General features: G+C 49.9%; 15 protein-coding genes and 2 riboswitches. Of the genes, 11 read left to right on the forward strand and 4 right to left on the reverse strand.

Annotated elements, in window-relative coordinates; genetic code table 11:
• The first annotated feature begins 146 nt into the window (after positions 1 to 146).
• Positions 147 to 827 (forward strand): flavodoxin family protein, encoded by a 681-nt coding sequence (locus tag B9A14_RS03100; protein ID WP_084663920.1) that lies wholly within the window; start codon positions 147 to 149, stop codon positions 825 to 827.
• Positions 828 to 1,131: 304 nt separating this feature from the next.
• On the opposite strand, the gene B9A14_RS03110 is transcribed toward B9A14_RS03100, so the two are convergent.
• Together B9A14_RS03110 and B9A14_RS03115 are read right to left on the reverse strand one after the other, a co-directional pair.
• On the reverse strand, positions 1,132 to 2,409 hold the full coding sequence (locus tag B9A14_RS03110; RefSeq protein WP_084663924.1) for a Ger(x)C family spore germination protein: 1,278 nt from the start codon (positions 2,407 to 2,409) through the stop codon (positions 1,132 to 1,134).
• Complete coding sequence (locus B9A14_RS03115) at positions 2,406 to 4,067, reverse strand: spore germination protein (RefSeq protein WP_231967885.1); 1,662 nt, start codon at positions 4,065 to 4,067, stop codon at positions 2,406 to 2,408. Before B9A14_RS03115 ends, B9A14_RS03110 begins: the two co-directional genes overlap by 4 nt.
• Before the next feature lie 156 nt (positions 4,068 to 4,223).
• Between B9A14_RS03115 and B9A14_RS03120 the strand changes: the two genes are divergently transcribed.
• The 5 genes from B9A14_RS03120 (at position 4,224) to B9A14_RS03140 (ending at position 9,926) form a co-directional block, all read left to right on the forward strand.
• A complete protein-coding gene (locus B9A14_RS03120) occupies positions 4,224 to 5,315 on the forward strand; it encodes a GerAB/ArcD/ProY family transporter (RefSeq protein ID WP_157109760.1) in 1,092 nt (363 codons plus the stop codon).
• 218 nt (positions 5,316 to 5,533) lie between these two features.
• Complete coding sequence (locus B9A14_RS16910) at positions 5,534 to 7,570, forward strand: PIG-L family deacetylase (RefSeq protein WP_157109761.1); 2,037 nt, start codon at positions 5,534 to 5,536, stop codon at positions 7,568 to 7,570.
• 45 nt (positions 7,571 to 7,615) lie between these two features.
• A complete protein-coding gene (locus B9A14_RS03130) occupies positions 7,616 to 8,593 on the forward strand; it encodes a glutamate--cysteine ligase family protein (RefSeq protein ID WP_084667022.1) in 978 nt (325 codons plus the stop codon).
• Positions 8,587 to 9,297 (forward strand): phosphatidylserine decarboxylase, encoded by a 711-nt coding sequence (locus B9A14_RS03135; protein ID WP_084663928.1) that lies wholly within the window; start codon positions 8,587 to 8,589, stop codon positions 9,295 to 9,297. Before B9A14_RS03130 ends, B9A14_RS03135 begins: the two co-directional genes overlap by 7 nt.
• Before the next feature lie 44 nt (positions 9,298 to 9,341).
• Positions 9,342 to 9,926, forward strand: coding sequence for a DedA family protein (locus B9A14_RS03140; RefSeq protein ID WP_084663930.1), 585 nt, complete (start codon positions 9,342 to 9,344; stop codon positions 9,924 to 9,926).
• Between the two features lie 16 nt (positions 9,927 to 9,942).
• Here B9A14_RS03140 and B9A14_RS03145 read toward each other — a convergent pair whose 3' ends face one another.
• Positions 9,943 to 10,500: an O-acetyl-ADP-ribose deacetylase gene (locus B9A14_RS03145; protein ID WP_084663932.1), complete on the reverse strand. Its 558-nt coding sequence runs from the start codon at positions 10,498 to 10,500 to the stop codon at positions 9,943 to 9,945.
• Between the two features lie 166 nt (positions 10,501 to 10,666).
• Positions 10,667 to 10,805, forward strand: a riboswitch (cyclic di-AMP (ydaO/yuaA leader).
• Between the two features lie 103 nt (positions 10,806 to 10,908).
• Between B9A14_RS03145 and eam the strand changes: the two genes are divergently transcribed.
• From eam to B9A14_RS03160, 3 genes are all read left to right on the forward strand, one after another.
• Positions 10,909 to 12,177: a glutamate 2,3-aminomutase gene (gene eam / locus B9A14_RS03150; RefSeq protein WP_084663934.1), complete on the forward strand. Its 1,269-nt coding sequence runs from the start codon at positions 10,909 to 10,911 to the stop codon at positions 12,175 to 12,177.
• A 77-nt stretch (positions 12,178 to 12,254) separates the two neighbouring features.
• Positions 12,255 to 12,695, forward strand: coding sequence for an OsmC family protein (locus tag B9A14_RS03155; RefSeq protein WP_084663936.1), 441 nt, complete (start codon positions 12,255 to 12,257; stop codon positions 12,693 to 12,695).
• A 33-nt stretch (positions 12,696 to 12,728) separates the two neighbouring features.
• Complete coding sequence (locus B9A14_RS03160) at positions 12,729 to 13,532, forward strand: prolipoprotein diacylglyceryl transferase (RefSeq protein WP_084663938.1); 804 nt, start codon at positions 12,729 to 12,731, stop codon at positions 13,530 to 13,532.
• A gap of 16 nt (positions 13,533 to 13,548) precedes the next feature.
• Here B9A14_RS03160 and B9A14_RS03165 read toward each other — a convergent pair whose 3' ends face one another.
• Positions 13,549 to 14,748, reverse strand: coding sequence for an amidohydrolase family protein (locus tag B9A14_RS03165; RefSeq protein ID WP_084663940.1), 1,200 nt, complete (start codon positions 14,746 to 14,748; stop codon positions 13,549 to 13,551).
• A 205-nt stretch (positions 14,749 to 14,953) separates the two neighbouring features.
• Positions 14,954 to 15,055, forward strand: a riboswitch (SAM riboswitch).
• 281 nt (positions 15,056 to 15,336) lie between these two features.
• Between B9A14_RS03165 and B9A14_RS17885 the strand changes: the two genes are divergently transcribed.
• Complete coding sequence (locus tag B9A14_RS17885; RefSeq protein WP_269456741.1) at positions 15,337 to 15,462, forward strand: hypothetical protein; 126 nt, start codon at positions 15,337 to 15,339, stop codon at positions 15,460 to 15,462.
• A gap of 195 nt (positions 15,463 to 15,657) precedes the next feature.
• Positions 15,658 to 16,914, forward strand: a complete 1,257-nt coding sequence (ltrA, locus tag B9A14_RS03170) for a group II intron reverse transcriptase/maturase (protein WP_231967870.1) — start codon at positions 15,658 to 15,660, stop codon at positions 16,912 to 16,914.
• Positions 16,915 to 16,982 lie beyond the last annotated feature (68 nt).

Genomic DNA, 16,982 nt, shown 5'->3' on the forward strand with positions numbered 1-16,982 from the left:
GGGCGGTATTTAAATCCCAGGACGTTTAGGACATGGCCTTAACAGGCAGGAGTAGGGAATTGGTGATGGATAGAAAGATCAGAGAAGCATATCTAGCATTTGGATTTTTTATTCGGACCACCATAGCAAAAAGGAGAGGGTGAGGCATGAAGATTTTGGCCATAAATGGCAGCCACCGTAAAGGCCGCAATACAGCTAGAATGCTGGAGGCGGTTTTGGAGGAAGCGCGGAGCTTAGGAGCGGAAACAGAGCTCTTGGAATTGAGCGATTATAATATCAAGCCTTGCCGGGCCTGCAACCATTGTTTACGGGCAATAGAATGTTCTATCCAGGATGATGATATTAAACTGATCACGGATAAGATGTTGATAGCTGATGCCATTGTATTAGGTTCCCCGGTGTATTTTTTCAACGTGACAGGGTTAATGAAAAACTTCATGGACCGGACCCGGTGGTTACATATGTGCCGGAATGTGCTTTATGGTAAGGTGGGCGCAGCAGTGACCCATGCGGGGCTAAGAAACGGGGGGCAGGAATTCACGCAGATGATACTGGAGCGTTACCTGGCCAGCCATGGTATGATCGTGGTAGATAGCCGGGATCAAGAGAGTGGGATTTATAACTACGGGCCAACGGGCACCCTGTTTGAACGGCTGGAGGGGAGCAGGGTAATATGGAAGAAAGGCGTGGAAGAAGATCTGCTGGCCCTGCACGAGTGTCGCACGCTAGGGAAGAACATTGTTAGACAAGTGCAGCTTCTGGAAGCTTCTAGCATCAGAAGAGGGCCAGTGGTGGCCAATACACCTAGCTCCCCTTTTTCTTGTTGAGGTGATCCTTCACTGCACTTAAATTGGGAAATCTTACAGTTTATTCCGGAGGGCCGAGGATAGCTTGGGCCAACGGCTCAAAGAATTTTATAAGCTCTTCGGAGGGGAAAATAACTTTTCTATGTAGGGCCCAAGGTATACCCAGAGCCAGGCCAAGGAGGCATAAGACAGCAAAGGCAAAGAGCTCCCGCCAGGCTCGGCGTTGTAAAAGGGGTGGAACCTCAAGTAAGAAAACGCACATGTATAAAGCAAGTACAACTAAAAGCCTTAACAAAAGCCTTCACCTACCATAGAGCTATAGAGGTTAATGTGCCTTGGGTTGCCAGGGACGGCCGGTCAAGCCAGTACGGCGAAGCTTTACCTCCACCTGTATAGTGATGGGAAGTTTCTTGAATTCTTCCTCCCAGTGGGGCTGAATTTGTTTCCAGAGCTTAGGATTTTTACGGTAGAGGGCGCCTCCGAAGTCAAAAACATCGGTTCCTGCTTTTTTGGCCTGGGCAATAGCGCTATTTATTTCCTCTGTGATAACTATTGCCATCTGGCTTTCTAGGGATTTAATGGCTTCTTCGCTGGTATAGTCATGAAAGCATTGTTGTTCTAAGAGATTACCTTCTACTTTTAGGTTAATTATACTTTGAAGCTGGCTGTTGCGATCTTGAAATTTAGTTTTACTTCGCGCCTCGGTTATTTCTACAGAGATTCTTTTTTTATCCTCAGGGCACTGAAGCTCTAGGATAGCCCTGTTCACTTGATTCCTAACCCAGGCTAAGCCGCGGGTTTGGCGCTCGTCAAGCCAACCCACTAGCTTATCATGGTGGAAAAGCCCCGTTCCGTTTAGGCGCACAGTCCTAACTATTTCTGGTTCGGGAGTCCTGGGTGCACCTTGCTTGTTAGATTCGCGGGAAGTAGCTCCTCGAGAAGTCGGTGCCCCTATAACGGGGGGAAAGGGTTGGGGGCTAAGTTCTAAAACTGGTATAGCGGTGGCAGCTGCTCCTGTGGATAGATCTACCAGCACATCGTGGATACTAGGGATAAAGCCATAACCGCTGACTCTTACCCATTTATCTAGACCTGCGATCTCCCGCCCCAGGGTGGCCTCTAGTCCCCCTTGGGCGCGGATTAAAACTTCCTTTGCTGGACCCCGAGTAAGGAGAATAAAGGTGGAACGCCGGAATTCCTGCTGCCGGTCTAAAAAGTCGAGGACCTCTTTAAGTCCTTGACGAGCCAGGTCTTCTCCTACCAGCACACCAGTAGTGTGGGCCACGTAGGCTCGACGGGGTAACCTTAAAGCCAGTTTCCGGCCGGCAGCATAAAGGGTATTACCCCGGTCAATGGCTATAATTGCGTTACGCTGGGGTAGAGCGGCAGCGGTGCCGCCTCCCCCTCCACCTTCACCACCACCGGTAACCGCTGCCGGCCTTATTATCTCAGCGGTAACGATACATTCATCGTTTTCTAGGTCGAAGGCCAAAGAAGATATGAAAGCCAATTCATTGATCTCCCGCCGGTCCCAGCAGCCAGGTAGAAAAAGGAGAAGGATAATTATAGACAGCGAGTGGAAGAGAGCATGTAGTCGCCTCAACGTCCTGGCCTCCTGGAATCCTTTTTATCCTGGGCAGGTTTCTGTTTTTTCATCATAGCCTCTATCTCTGCCTCCGGAGGTTCAAACTCGGCTGGCTCAGGCTTCTTGATGCCTGGCTTTACCCGGAAAAAATTCCTAAGTCCCCCTTCCAGTTTAGGCCGGGACAGCATAGCCCACCAGGGAGCCCGGAAAACGACATCCTTCTGATCTTCCCAGATAAAAGGAGCCAGAGGTGCCAAGTAAGGGAGGCCGAAACTCCTTAAAGTGACTAGATGAATTAAAATGGCTAGGATGCCGGTGAAAATGCCAAATAAGCCTAAGGAACCGGCCAGGAATATCATGGGCAGGCGCAACATGCGTATAGCTGTGCCTAAGCCAAAGGTTGGATTAGTAAAGGAAGAGATGGCTGTAAGGGACACTACAATAACCATGGCGGCTGAAGCCAGCCCTGCCCGGATAGCTGCCTCTCCGATAACTAAGGCTCCCACAATGGTTACAGCTTGCCCTACTGGCCGGGGTAGGCGCACGCCGGCTTCCACCAGTATCTCAAATATTATCTGCATAAGCAGAGCCTCCACAAAGGCAGGGTAAGGCACCCGTTCCCGCTGGGCAGCTATGGCTACCGCCAGGGTAGTGGGTATCATCTCGTGGTGGAAAGTAGTGACGGCCACATAAAGGGAGGGTAAGAGAAGGGCTATGAAAAGGGCTAAGAAACGGAAGATGCGGATGAAGCTGACCACCCAGCGTTCATATAGATCATCAGGGGCCTGAAGCTCTGTAAAAAGGTTCACTGGTAGAATAAGAGCAAAGGGGGAGCCATCTGTAAGGATAGCCACTCTGCCCTGCAAAATGTCGGCCACCACCCTGTCAGGCCTTTCTGTCCGAGCCATCTGGGGGAAGGGAGAGAAAGGAGAATCCTCAATAAGCTCCTCTATATAACCGCTCTCTAAAATACCATCTACATCGATGCGCTTAAGGCGGCTGCGTAGCTCTTTGAGGACCCCTTCTAAAGCTAGGCCTTCCAGGTAGCTTAGCACCACCCGGGTACGGGTGGTGCGGCCTAAGTAAAAGGTTTCAAAGCGTAGGTTGGGTGTGCGCAGGCGACGTCGAATTAGGGATATATTAGTAGGGAGGTCCTCGGTAAACCCTTCCCGGGGGCCGCGGATGACAGTTTCTATCTCCGGTTCGGTTACAGCCCTCTTTTCCCAACTATCGGCTCCTAGGAGCAGGGCCAGGCTATAGCCGTCCATCAGGAGGGCTACTTGGCCATCCAGCAAGCCATAGAATACGCCCTGCCATGACGAATGTTCTTTTAAATTCCCTATAGGTAGGCTTTCACGCATAAGCTTTGGGAGATTTATCTCATTTAGGGCTACCTGGTCGCCAGGCAATCTCATCAAAGAAGGTAAAATATCCCGCTGGATTACATCGCGATCTATCATGCTTTCCAAATATACCAGCGCAAGTTTTTGGCCTTTTACTTCTATCTCCCTGATTATCAAATCGTTGCTTGGACCAAAGGCCTCTTTTAGGTAATGTAAGTTATCCTTTAAGCCGGGCTTAAGCGGGACTTCGTATTTCCCTTTCGTTCGCTCATAGGAAGAACTTTTTTTCTTTGAATGGAATAGTTTCCAAAGGCGGCGAAAGATCTTAAGCAATATTGAACATCCCTTTCCTACTAGATAGCTTGGCTATCCGCGGGAGACAAATCTTACCTAATCTTTTAGTGTTACGATTCTTTGCCGTTTTATGCTATAGCTACATACAAACAGAGGCTATAGGAGATATTAACAAGTAAGGAGATGTTTTCATGTATGCGTGAAGAAGGTAGGATCTCCAGCTGGCAATTTTTCATGCTGATTATGGCTTTCCTTATCGGCACCTCTACCCTGATTATGCCTGTGGGGCCCGCCAAACAGGATGCCTGGATTTCGTACCTTTTGACTGGGGTCTTAAGCATAGGGGCAGCCTACTTTTATACTAGCTTAGGGCAAAGGTTTCCAAGGGAGACCCCTTTCCAATACGCGCCGCGGGTCCTTGGTAAAATATTAGGTACCTTCTTTAATATTCTTTTCCTCTGGTATGCCTTCCACCTGGCTGCTCTGCTTTTGCTCAACTTCAGTGAACTGTATGTTATTGCCATTATGGTTACCACGCCCCTTATAGTTTTCATCGGTATAATGGCTATACTTGCAGCTTGGGCAGTCCGCTCTGGCCTTGAGGCCCTGGCCCGCCTGGCCGAGCTATTAACCCCCTTCCTTATAGTTACAATTATTGTGCTAAACATCTTAACTTTAGCTACACCGAAGTTGCCCCATTGGGAAAACCTTCTGCCTATTATGGCCGAAGGACCTCTTCCCATCCTTAGAGGAATTTTACCATCCTTTGCCTTCCCCTTTGGAGAAACTGTCTTTTTTTTAGTTCTTATTCCTTTTTTAACTAGCCCTCGAAAGTGCCATCGTCCCTTTGCCCTGGCCGTGATTTTAATTAGCCTTCTTCTTACTTCTGTCCTAGTACGTAATATTATTGTCCTAGGGCCTCAAGAAGCTAGCAGGGTTAATTTTCCTAGCTTAACGACTATACAGCTAATAAATATCGGCGATTTCCTCCAGCGTATGGATCCTCTTATTATTTTTATCTGGACCTTTGGTGTCTTCTTGAAATTAACTGTGGTTTTTTATGTCTTTACCCTGGGAACAGCCCAAGTTTTTGGTCTTCAAGATTACCGCTTCTTAGTTTTTCCCACCGGTCTTTTATTAACCTTTTTTGCTCCTGCCGTTTATGAGAATTTCCATCAGATGCTGCGCTTTGCGGCCCGTACTTGGCCCTTTTACTTCTTTCCTGGTTACTTTCTTTACCCTGCTCTACTGCTACTAGTGGCAAAAATCCGGGATATTAAAGGGTGAGCTGCAAAAATTTCTTAGACAAGTTAAGGAATAGGGTGGGCTTAAGATAATCCGAGTTGAGGGATTATGTTCTTCCGGTCAGGTTTGTCCTTATGTTAGAATAACAGTCATGGAAGCGAAGTATATTCTATAGGTTTAATTTCTTATACAGAGAAGGAAATTCCTAGAAGGAAGTAGAATCACACTTTATGATATAGTTTCCTAAAAGGAGCTAAGGCATGCGGGTATCGGCAATAATACCAGCATATAATGAGGCCCCGACAGTAGGGAAGGTTGTAGCTACCTTGCGCCAGGTGCCTTTAGTAGATGAAATTATTGTTGTAAACGATGGTTCCTGGGATGATACAGCGGAGGTAGCTAGGCGTCAAGGAGCCATAGTTATTGATTTAAAAAGAAACCACGGCAAAGGCAAAGCTATGCTCAAAGGGGCCCACAAAGCCCGAGGCGAAATCCTCCTTTTTTTAGATGCAGATTTGGAAGGTTTGACTCCCAGCCATGTAGAGGAACTTCTTCGACCGGTCCTTAATGGCGAGGCTGATATGACGGTGGGGGTTTTTCGCCGGGGTCGCTCTTTGACTGATTGGGCCCAGGTGATAGCTCCTTATCTTTCTGGGCAGCGGGCGATACCTAAGAAGCTCTTTTTAGCCGCAGGGAGAGAAGCCACTGGATTTGAAATAGAAGTTATGCTCTCTAGGTTTGCTCGGGAAAAGGGTTGGCGTGTAAAAAGAGTGCCTCTAGCTAATATGACGCACGTAATGAAAGAGGAAAAAAGAGGGCTAGCCCGGGGGGTAGTGGCCAGGCTGGGTATGTACAAGGATATAGCTACCTTTTTTTGGCGCCAAAGCCTTAAAAAACGCAAATTCCTCCGGCCTGCGCTCTGGCTTTTGTTTTTATTAGGAGGAATAGCTCTCCTAGGCTATGATATTTCCCATACTCGGGTGGCGCGGGCTGCTAGCCGACAACTGGGGGATTTACCCTTGTCGGGTATGGGAGAGCGTATTTTGATTATTTCACCTCACCCTGATGATGAGGTGCTAGCTGCAGGTGGACTGATAGCCCGGGCCAAGTCAGAAGGGGCCAGCGTTCATGTGGTTTTCTTGACTAATGGAGATGGATTCCGGCGGGGATTAGAGGCTTGGAATGGGCTACTTCCGCCGGATTCTGGTGACTTTTTAGCTTATGGTAACCGCCGCCAGGAGGAAGCTAGTAAGGCTTTGGCCATCTTGGGCGTACCTCCCGAGGACATTACTTTTTTGGGCTATCCTGATGGGGGGCTTGGTAAGATCTGGTGGGCTTATTGGTCAACAGAAAAACCTTACCGGTCCCCTACTACCCATAGCAGGGCTGTACCCTATGCTACTGCTTTATCTCCGGGGGCTGTTTACTCGGGGATTAATATCCTGGCTGATCTTTTACGGGTTATAAAGTCTTACCAGCCCACGGTTGTTCTACTTCCCGATACTGCCGATAGTCACCCAGATCACTGGGCTACCGGAGCTTTCACCCTGGCTGCCTTGGCCGCTTGGGAAAGGGAAGGCGGAGGAGAATTTCCTAAAGTTTACAGTTATTTGGTACACTCCGGGGCATGGCAGCTAGCTCCTGCTTTGCACCGGAATGCACCTCTCCTTCCCCCTAGTTTTTTTCTTTACCGGGGAACTTCGTGGTATAAGCTTCCTCTAGATGAAAATGTTTTGCTTAAGAAAAAGCAAGCTTTAGATGAATATAAAACGCAAAAAGAAGTAATGGGCACTTTTTTCGCTAATTTTCTACGGCCTAACGAAATTTTTAGTTATCTACAGCCTAAAAGTATAATAGGTAATGGAGCCCATCTGGTTGCCTTGGATCCCCCCAAGGAGACCTTTACACAACGCTTGGAAAAGGGGGGGGATCTGCGGGCCCTTTATTTGGACGTTAGACCGCAAAGTATGGGGGTAAAAGTAGTTTTATGGGAAGAACCGGATCCCAAGGTAACCTACCGGGTGGGTTTATATGTTTGGGGAGAACAACCCTTAGAGCCTCCGGCTCGTTATATTTTTGAGGTGCCTCCAGGTAAAAAGGGAGAAGTGAAGTGGCGGGAAAAGCCTGTTCATTATACAGGGAGTGCCTGGGTAAGTTATGAAGATAAGGCTTTGCGAATAGAACTTAAGGATTTTCCCCTGTTTCCAGGTAACTACCTTATGCTAGAGGCTGAAACCTGGATTAGCCAGGTTCCCCTGGATCGCATTTCATGGCAGCTGGTGGAGATCCGGAGCTAAAAAGCAGGAAAGAAGCAGAGGAGGGAAAACCAGGAGTTGCCTTCTTTGCGCTGGGGTCTAGAAGAGGAAATATTTATTACTGAACCGGACAGGCCTACTCTACAATCACTTTATTATCTTGCCCGCCTGGTCTGGAAAGACCCGCGCCGGTATTATACCCATACAGCTTGTAATTTTGTACGAGGTAAGGATTTGCGGCAAGGGTTAATGAGCGGGGTGGAAATATCCACTGGTCTTCACGATGGCAAAGAGGGGTTGCTAGCAGACCTTGCTCGCCGCCGCCAGGACTTGGCTTCGGTCTGCCCTGGTCTTTTGGTACCCCTGGGCCATTTATTAGATCACGAAGAGCCTAGTAATATCTGTGGCTTGCATTTGCACCTTAGTGGTTTCCCGGACTGGGAACGCGTTTACCGGAATTTAATCTATTTCCTTCCTTTACTGGCCTTGCTAGTAGCTAATTCTCCAGGGGCCGGAGGTAGATTTTTTGGACCTTCCTATAGATGGGCCAAGGCCTTTGCCATCGGGCCTTTGCGAGAGGATCCTTATTTTCGCTTTCAGGATGTGATTTATTCTAAACGCCTGGGTACTCTGGAAATTAGAGTCTTTGACCCGGTATGGGATCTTGCGCGTATAAAAATTCTTTTAGATTGTGTGGAGGCTATAATTCTGGCCGACCGGGATTATCCAGGGTCTATTGAAGGGTACAATAGGCTAAGGGGTTTGGTGGCCCGTGAAGGGTATATCGAAGAGTTACGGCCAGTATATCGAGAGCTCAGCCTCCTTGTTCCTATAGAGGAGGAAATGTTTGAGGAGCCCCCGGCCTTTCAGGTATGGCGACTGTGGAAGGAAAAAGGTACTTTGGCGGTGTATACTGCTTTAGATAATGCTTACCGGGGTGGGCCTTTAGAACCCCGGCCATTGCCCCCTATGCAGATGAGCTGGCTTAAGGTGCTGGCAGGGATAGGGGGATATTATCTTCCACGCTTACCTTATAATATACATAAGGTGTGGTTAGAATGGTAAAATTTTCTTTATTTTTGCTGGGGTCTTTAAGCCTAATTATGGTGGGGGCCCTGTTTTTCCTTAGAAAGATATGGTTTTACCGTGATCCGGTGAGGATACCTCCCCAGGATGAGGGTTGCCTTTTAGCCCCTGCTGATGGTAAGGTAGTTTACATTAAACCCTTTTCTGGCGGCCAGGTGCAGGTAGAGAAATTGGGTCAGGTTATACCCGTCACTGAGATAACCAAAGCTCCTCTATGGGGAGAAGAGGGGTGGATTATAGGTATATATATGTCTCCCCTGGATGTACATTTTAATTATGCCCCGGCAGATTGCCGGGTAGCCCACCTCGTTTACACCCCTGCTAAGGTAAATCTTCCTATGGTCGATTGGTGGGAATATATACGTTTAACTTACCTACGCCGGGCGGTGGACCTTTTCAGCCACCGTTACCGCCTGGTCAATGAACGCCTTACCCTTTTTTTAGAGGGCAGGGATATGCGTCTGGCCCTAGTCGAGATCGCGGATAAGTTTGTTAACAAAATTAGATGCTTTGTTAAAGTAGGGGAGGAATTACGGGCCGGGCAAAAGATCTCTTTTATTGAACGCGGCTCCCAGGTAGATCTCATTATCTTCAGGGAAGATATAGTGTTTACAGTAGAAGTGGGTCAGCAGGTTTACGGCGGGGAAACGGTGATAGCACGTTATCACCCCTCGGGCAGGTGAGGGAGGGAATGAAGCTAGTGTTTTCTAGGTAGGTGAGACAGGGGATGACCTCAGTCCATGTATACGGGTTGCTTTTTATTTTGCTCTTAATAGAGGGTATAGGGATTCCAGGCATCCCCTTTGAACCTGTTTTTCTTGCTGCTGGATACCTGATAGAACAAGGGCAAATGAGCTTTTGGTGGACAGTACTGGTTGGTACAATTGGCAATTTGCTAGGCAACCTGCTGGGATACTGGCTGGGGGCTAGGCCAGCCCGGAGTTTCCTAGATAGGGTAACTCGTTCCTATATAGGGCCTGAGGCCATAGAACGGGTTAGCTTCTGGTTTAAACGTTACGGGCCGGCCGTGGTGGTGGTCTCCCGGTGGTTTGGGCTTATCCGCACACCAGCTATAGTTTGTGCTGCACCTTTGGGGATGGACGCCCTCTCCTACACCCTCTATTCGGCCATAGGAGCCTTTACCTGGACTTTAGCTTGGCAATATGCTAGCTGGAGAGGGGCCCATTACTTCTTGGAATGGTGGCATAGTTACCGAGGCTTAAGTAGCTGGGGAGAAGAGCTGTTCCTAGCCAGCTCAATTTTATTGGCCTTGGGTGCAGCAGTATATTTATACCGGAAGAAAAAGAAGTAAAAGAAGTAATAAAATATTAGCCTTTGGTGGCAAGGAGTTCATTTAAGGCTTCTTCGTAAGCCTTAAGGATGGGCTCGGAAAACAGTATGAACCGGATTTCCGTAAAGGTATCAGGGTGTTGTTCCAGGTATTCTACTACTGTACGCATGGCTATCCTGGCCGCCCTGTCCACTGGGAAACGATAGGCTCCCGTACTTAGGGAAGGGAAGGACAGGCTTTTAATACCGTGCTCCCGAGCGAGCTCTAAGCTGTTCCGGTAGGCGCTGGCTAAGAGGTTATCTTCTCCTTTGTTACCGCCTGACCATATGGGCCCTACAGCATGGATTACATACCGCGCTTTAAGCCAGCCGCCGGAGGTAAGCACGGCCTGCCCTGTAGGGCAGCCACCCCTTTCTTCTCGTATGCGCCGGCATTCTTCGGCTATAGCTGGTCCCCCTGCTCGGTGGATGGCCCCGTCTACTCCGCCGCCACCTCGTAAACCTTCGTTGGCCGCGTTAACTATGGCTTCTGTATCTTGAACAGTAATATCCCCCTGCATTAAGACTAATTTGGTCTGGCCGAGAATAACTTCCATGGATATTGGAGCCTCCTCTGATTTAAAAATTTTATTTATGGTTTTTAAAGATATTCGGGGTTTTTACTTTTAATCCTTTGGATATTTTTCCCATCAATCCAGATTTTAGCATTGCGTTTTCCGCTCTTTTTTATTATAATTTAAAGTGAAAAAAGAGTATAAGTGAATATGTCGAACGCTGAATCCCTGGAGACAGGGAACGGGGGAACCAATTTATGGGGGTGAATCCTGTAGACCTCTACAGGTAGGGTTAGCTTTCGACCCGAACCCGGCAGCTAACCTCGTAAGCGTGGAAAGCAGGTTAAAGGAGGTCTTTACCTTCTTATAAGAGGTTAGTATGTATCTTAAGCCCCGGTGATGCCGGGGCTTTAATTTAGTCTAAAAAATTTAGGTTAAAGGGGGGAGAACATGCGGATTAGCCTTACAAGGAAACCCAAAGATGAACGGGAGAAGAAGGAAATAGCGCTTAAGCGGGCGGCCGAGCTCAAAGCGCGGATAAGTGACTATTTGGAGGCCAAAGCTAAAATACCGTCTGGTCGGGAGATAGCCCAGGAGATAGCGGCCCGTAAAGAGAAAATTAAAAAGTATTTCGGTGCTAGTGAGGCGGAATGGCGTGACTGGCGCTGGCAGTTACGTCACCGGGTTACTTCGGTAGAAGTTTTGCGAGAGCTTATACCTTTAAGTAAAGAAGAAGAGGAAGCTATCCGCGCGGTGGGGAAGGTTTACCGTTGGGCTGTTTCGCCGTATTACCTAAGCCTTATGGGGGATGAGCCGGATTGCCCCATAAGAAGGCAGGCCTTGCCCAGCCGGCCTGAGATAGAAGATAAGCTAGGTATTCCTGATCCTATGGCGGAAGAATTAACCTCGCCGGCCCCTTGTATTACCCGGCGTTACCCTGACCGCCTGATCATCAATGTAACCAACCAGTGCGCCATGTATTGCCGCCATTGCCAGCGCCGGCGTAACATCGGGGAGGTGGACAGGACCCGGAGCCGGGAGGAACTGGAACAGGCCTTGGATTATATCCGCTCCAACCCCGAGATCCGGGATGTGCTCATTACTGGGGGCGACGCCCTGATGCTAAGTGACCAGGTTCTGGATTGGTTGCTTACGGAGCTGGACCGCATCCCCCATGTAGAGATTAAAAGGATCGGTACCCGGACACCTGTAACCCTTCCCCAGCGGATCACCCCTGCACTATGCCGGATACTGGCTAAGCATCCGCCCATTTATCTTAATACTCAATTTAACCATCCTCGGGAGATCACCGAAGAAGCCAAGGAGGCTTGCGACCGTCTGGTACAGGCGGGTATAGTGCTGGGTAACCAATCTGTTCTTCTTAAAGGTGTAAACAACCATCCCTTCATTATGCGCAAGTTAAATCAGGAGCTTTTAAGGATTAGGGTGCGGCCTTATTATCTCTTCCACGCTAAACCTGTGGCCGGAACCACCCATTTCATTACTTCCATTAAAGAAGGAATCGAAATCATGGAGCAGTTAAGGGGTTATACGTCCGGCTTGGCTATTCCCACGTATATCATTAATGCGCCGCAGGGTTACGGGAAGACGCCAGTGCTACCCCAATATGTGGTATCCAAAGGGGAAGGCCAGGTACTGCTGCGGACCTGGGAGAAACGAGTTCTCCTCTACCCTGACCTAGGTAGCCAGAGTTCGTAGCCTTACTTAATTTCCTTGCCTCTATCCTTACTACGGGGTATAATGGTAGCGAAATCTTGCAATAGGAGGCAGGAGAAATGCGAGTCTCTCTGTCTTGGCAGGGCGGAATGAAACTGGTGGGTACTGGAGAGTCTGGGCGGGAGGTTTTAATGGACGCCGCACCCGAACATGGTGGGGAGAACTTTGGAGCCCGGCCTTCGGAGGTTTTCCTTATAGGTATGGCCGGGTGTACTGCCCTGGATGTATTGTCCATCTTGGCCAAAAAGCGTATAGCTTTGCAATCTTTTTCCTTGGAAGTAGATGCAGAAAGGGCCTCGGAACATCCCAAGGTTTTTACGGCAGCCACCCTCATTTACCGCTTTACGGGGGACAATTTGCCGGAAGACCAAATAAAGCACGCTATCGAGCTATCTTTAAGCAAATATTGCGGCATGGTTAACACCGTTAAGAAAGCGGCACCTATCTCTTACTGTTATGAGATAAATGGCCGGCGCAGTCCTGTCCAGCCTGCACCTTAAATAACTAGGGGAACAAGAAAAGGAGGAAGATCGTTGCTCTTAGACTTAAACCCCGTGGCTTTCCATATCGGGCCTTTGGCCATTCGTTGGTATGGTTTGTTCATGGCTCTATCCTTCCTCATTGGGTCTTGGTACCTATACCGTGAGGGGTTACGGAGGGGCTTAAGCGAGGATTTCCTTTTAAACCTGGCTATGATCGTGGTGGTGGCCGGCGTAGTGGGAGCAAGACTCTTGTTTGTGCTGGCCAACTATCCAGAGTGGTTTATAAAGGATCCCGTGCAAGTCTTAAAGATTTATGAAGGTGGTCTGGCCTGGCATGGGGGCCTGTTGGGGGGAGTTTTGGCCGGGTGGTGGTATGTGCGAAGGCACAAGCTAGATTTTGATACTCTGGCTGACCTGGCGGTTCCGGGGATGGCCATAGGGTATGCCTTTATAAGGATAGCCAATATTTTTAACCAAGAAGTGCTAGGCCGGCCTACGGATCTGTGGTTTGGACGTTGGCCGGCCCAACCTATCGGCACCTTAATTGGGCTGATACTGCTCCTCAGATATTTATACCTTCAGCGCCAGGATCCGCCTGCGGGGTACCAGTTCTGGTCGTTTATATTTTATCACCAGCTCCTGCGCGGTTTAATTGAAGAGACAGTACGGGATAATCCCCTGGCAGTATGGGGGTATGTAGTCCCCCGCTGGGGGTTGGGCTTTTTTACTTTAGCCCAATTAAGCACCCCCTTTATTATGCTTTTCGCTTATTACTTCATGCGCCGGGCCCGGGCTAAAGGGCGTTCTGGTCCCCGCTCCTATCGCCTGAGTCTAATTTCCCGACCCAAGGGGTAATCAACCCCAAGATACTTCATAGATAGATAACCATTTCCAGCTTTTGTAGGATGTCTAGATCGGCCAAAGGGTTCCCAGGTACAGCTATAAAGTAAGGGAGCTTTCCTCGGGTTATGGTTCCTAATTCGGCCTCTAAGCCCAATACTTGAGCTCCTGTGCTAGTGGCTGCTTTTAGAATAGCTAAGGTGGGCAGGCCAGCCGAACGGAAAAAAGCTAACTCATCTAGAAAGCTTTGGCCATGATATACTCCTGGAGCGCCGGCGTCGGTGCCCACTACCAGCCGGACTCCCAATTCATGGGCCTGAGCTATTTTTTGTAACTGATCCTCATAAGTACGTTTAATGATATCCTGTTCTTGGGGGCTATATTCTTCGGCTTTAGAGGTATTTAGACGATTGACCACAGCAGCAATGGTTGGGACCCAAAAGGTCCCGTTATCAGCCATTCGTTTTAGAGTCTCCTTGCTTGCAAAATACCCGTGCTCGATGCTGTCCACACCGGCTTCTAAGGCCTGGACTATAGCGGCATCGGAATTAGCATGGGCCATTACTTTAAGACCAAGGGAATGAGCTTCCTTTACCAAATACCGGAGCTCATCGGTACTGAATTGGAGGGGGCCTACTTCACCCCACTTGCGAAAGGTAATAAGCCCGGATACTATTATTTTTACTTGCTCGCATCCCTGTTCTACCATATCATTTAGGAGTCTCTTCCAGTCTTCCTGCCCTGTTAGACCAGGCCCTAGGAAGGAGCCATAATATCCTTTCTTCCGGAAAGCCTTCCCTGTGGCTACTATACGGGGGCCTGGGTAATGGGCTTGTTCCACCCATTTCTTAGCCTCTAGATTCCATCCTGCCCCGTCACTACCATCCCGTATAGCTGTAATCCCGTACTCTAAGAAGAGGCCTAATTCTTTTTTTATAACTGAAGCCATGGCGCGGGCATCGGGCCAGCGGTTTAAGGAGGTCCGAAAATCCTGGCCGTCCAGGGCCAAGTGGACATGGGCATCGATGAGCCCGGGTAAAAGGGTTAAGTTAGGCAAGCGGAACTGCTGGGCTCCGGAGGGTTGGTATTCGGACTGGTGCACTATTTTTTCTATTTGGCCCCGGCGGATAAGCAAAGCCATTTGGGAGTGGAGGACCGGGCTTTCGCCATCCCAAAGATAGTCGACTAAAAGGTCCAGGTTAGTTTGGTGGTCTAAACGTAAGATTTTCATAGGCTCACCTCCGGACAGGCACTATGCTACACCTTCTGTTCAGGAAAAGCAAGCCCGTACCGAATAGTGGCTACTGTAGTATTGTTTTCGAGCTGCTTTATTATCTGGCCGCCCTAAGCCTATAAAAAATTTACCTTGACAGGTATGGGTCACCATAATATAATTAACTTAACTTTTCCGATGGAAAAACTAAATAAACCCAAAGCTCTTATCGAGAGTGGCGGAGGGACGGGCCCGATGAAGCCCGGCAACCGGCCTTAAGGCACGGTGCCAATTCCCGCAGGAAGGAATTCCTGGCAGATGAGAGCTGGGAAAAAGGCTCTTCGTCTGGCGGAGAGCCTTTTTTATGTGCGCCCGGCATGGGCGTTAACTTGGTGGTGAGAGTCCACTGCAGGCGAGGCAGCACGAGCCTGCTAGCCGAAGGCAAGGGTGTCCATCGTGAGGTGGAATCCGAAGGAAGCCGGAGGCAAAGCCACGGCCCGATGAACAAGAACCCCATAAGAGGCTAAGCCGTTCGGATGAGCTGGCATAACACAGCGAAATCCCAGGCAGACATAAGGACGGCGGAGTATATGGGGCGGGCGCGGGGTGAAGGTTAACGCTCTTACCCGGGGAGGCCTGCCGGATAAGCCAGGTAGAGCTGGTAACCCGTGTCGGAAGGCACGGCTGAACTGGCAGGAGGAAGCTTTGGGCATAGTACCCTGGGGGTCATGAACTCCAGGGGAAGGCCCGAACATCAAGTCAGAGGTGGGACTGGTGCGTTCGCGAGAAGGGCGAAGAAAGCAGAAAACCCCGGAAGGGGCCTGCCCACAGGAGGAAGTGGTGAAGCCACGGGGGACTGGGGGAGGGCCGAGTTCTTCTCCGGCACAAGGCGGGACGTCACCTCGCGGAGGCCAAGGTAGCGGCCTGATGGAGCAGGTGGTGGAAAGAAGCAACATGCTGGCCGCTTTGAGGCGGGTAGAGCGGAACGGAGGCGCGCCCGGCGTAGATGGCATCCCGACCGAACGGCTTCGGGACCAAATTCGTGCCGAATGGCCGCGCATCCGGGAGGAATTGCTTACAGGTACCTATAGGCCTAAGCCCGTGCGCCGGGTCGAAATCCCGAAACCCGGGGGAGGCAAGCGGCTATTAGGGATACCTACCGCAATGGACCGCCTGATCCAGCAGGCTCTCCTGCAAGTATTGACGCCCATTTTCGACCCGCAGTTTTCGGAGGCCAGTTACGGGTTTCGGCCTGGGAGGAGAGCCCATGATGCGGTAAGGAGAGCGCGTCAATACGTGGAAGAAGGATACGAATGGGTCGTGGACCTGGACATAGAGAAATTCTTTGACCGGGTCAACCACGACATACTCATGGCCCGAGTGGCCCGAAAAGTGACAGATAAGAGAGTGCTTACCCTTATCCGTCGCTATCTCCAGGCAGGTGTCATGGTAAACGGGGTGGTCGTAGAGACGGTGGAAGGGACGCCGCAGGGCGGGCCTTTAAGTCCACTTTTGGCCAACATACTCCTGGACGACCTGGACAAAGAACTGGAGAAGAGGGGCCACAAGTTTGTCCGCTATGCTGATGACTGCAACATTTACGTCAAGAGCAAGCGGGCGGGGGAGAGGGTCATGGCAAGTATCCGTAAGTTCCTGCAGGAACGGTTGAAGCTCAAAATTAACGAGCAGAAAAGTGCGGTAGACCGGCCGTGGAAACTGAAATTCCTGGGGTTTAGCATGCACAAGCGCAAGACAGGAGAAATTCTTATCCGCCTGGCGCCTCAGACCATCGAGCGGGTGAAAGGGAAAATTCGGGAGATAACTGCCCGGAATAAACCCGTGAGTATGGCCGAACGCATAGAGCGTCTCAACGCCTATTTGGGCGGGTGGATAGGATACTTTGCCCTGGCCGAAACGCCCAGCGTTTTTGAGGAGATAGAAGGCTGGATGCGGAGGAGGCTACGCATGTGCCTCTGGAAGCAGTGGAAGCGAGTACGGACCAGATATCGGGAGCTACGCGCATTGGGACTGCCGGAATGGGTGGTACATCAATTTGCTAATGCTCGCAAAGGGCCATGGTGGATGGCTCATGGTCCAATGAATAGAGCCCTGGGTAATGCCTATTGGCAGTCCCAGGGCCTCATGAGCTTAACCGAACGCTATTCTTGTCTTCGTCAAGCTTGATGAACCGCCGGATGCGGACCCGCATGTCCGGTGGTGTGAGAGGACGGGGGCTAGCCGCCCCCTCCTAC

The organism is Thermanaeromonas toyohensis ToBE, from assembly GCF_900176005.1.
Classification (GTDB): Bacteria; Bacillota; DSM-521; order Neomoorellales; family Neomoorellaceae; genus Thermanaeromonas; species Thermanaeromonas toyohensis.

What these genes read in the sequence shown, in the direction of transcription:
- B9A14_RS03100 (WP_084663920.1), top strand. Translation starts at nt 147, where the DNA reads ATGAAGATTTTGGCCATAAATGGCAGCCACCGTAAAGGCCGCAATACA.
- B9A14_RS03120 (WP_157109760.1), top strand. Translation starts at nt 4,224, where the DNA reads ATGCGTGAAGAAGGTAGGATCTCCAGCTGGCAATTTTTCATGCTGATT.
- B9A14_RS16910 (WP_157109761.1), top strand. Translation starts at nt 5,534, where the DNA reads ATGCGGGTATCGGCAATAATACCAGCATATAATGAGGCCCCGACAGTA.
- B9A14_RS03135 (WP_084663928.1), top strand. Translation starts at nt 8,587, where the DNA reads ATGGTAAAATTTTCTTTATTTTTGCTGGGGTCTTTAAGCCTAATTATG.
- B9A14_RS03140 (WP_084663930.1), top strand. Translation starts at nt 9,342, where the DNA reads ATGACCTCAGTCCATGTATACGGGTTGCTTTTTATTTTGCTCTTAATA.
- B9A14_RS03145 (WP_084663932.1), bottom strand. Translation starts at nt 10,500, where the DNA reads ATGGAAGTTATTCTCGGCCAGACCAAATTAGTCTTAATGCAGGGGGAT.
- eam (WP_084663934.1), top strand. Translation starts at nt 10,909, where the DNA reads ATGCGGATTAGCCTTACAAGGAAACCCAAAGATGAACGGGAGAAGAAG.
- B9A14_RS03155 (WP_084663936.1), top strand. Translation starts at nt 12,255, where the DNA reads ATGCGAGTCTCTCTGTCTTGGCAGGGCGGAATGAAACTGGTGGGTACT.
- B9A14_RS03165 (WP_084663940.1), bottom strand. Translation starts at nt 14,748, where the DNA reads ATGAAAATCTTACGTTTAGACCACCAAACTAACCTGGACCTTTTAGTC.
- ltrA (WP_231967870.1), top strand. Translation starts at nt 15,658, where the DNA reads ATGGAGCAGGTGGTGGAAAGAAGCAACATGCTGGCCGCTTTGAGGCGG.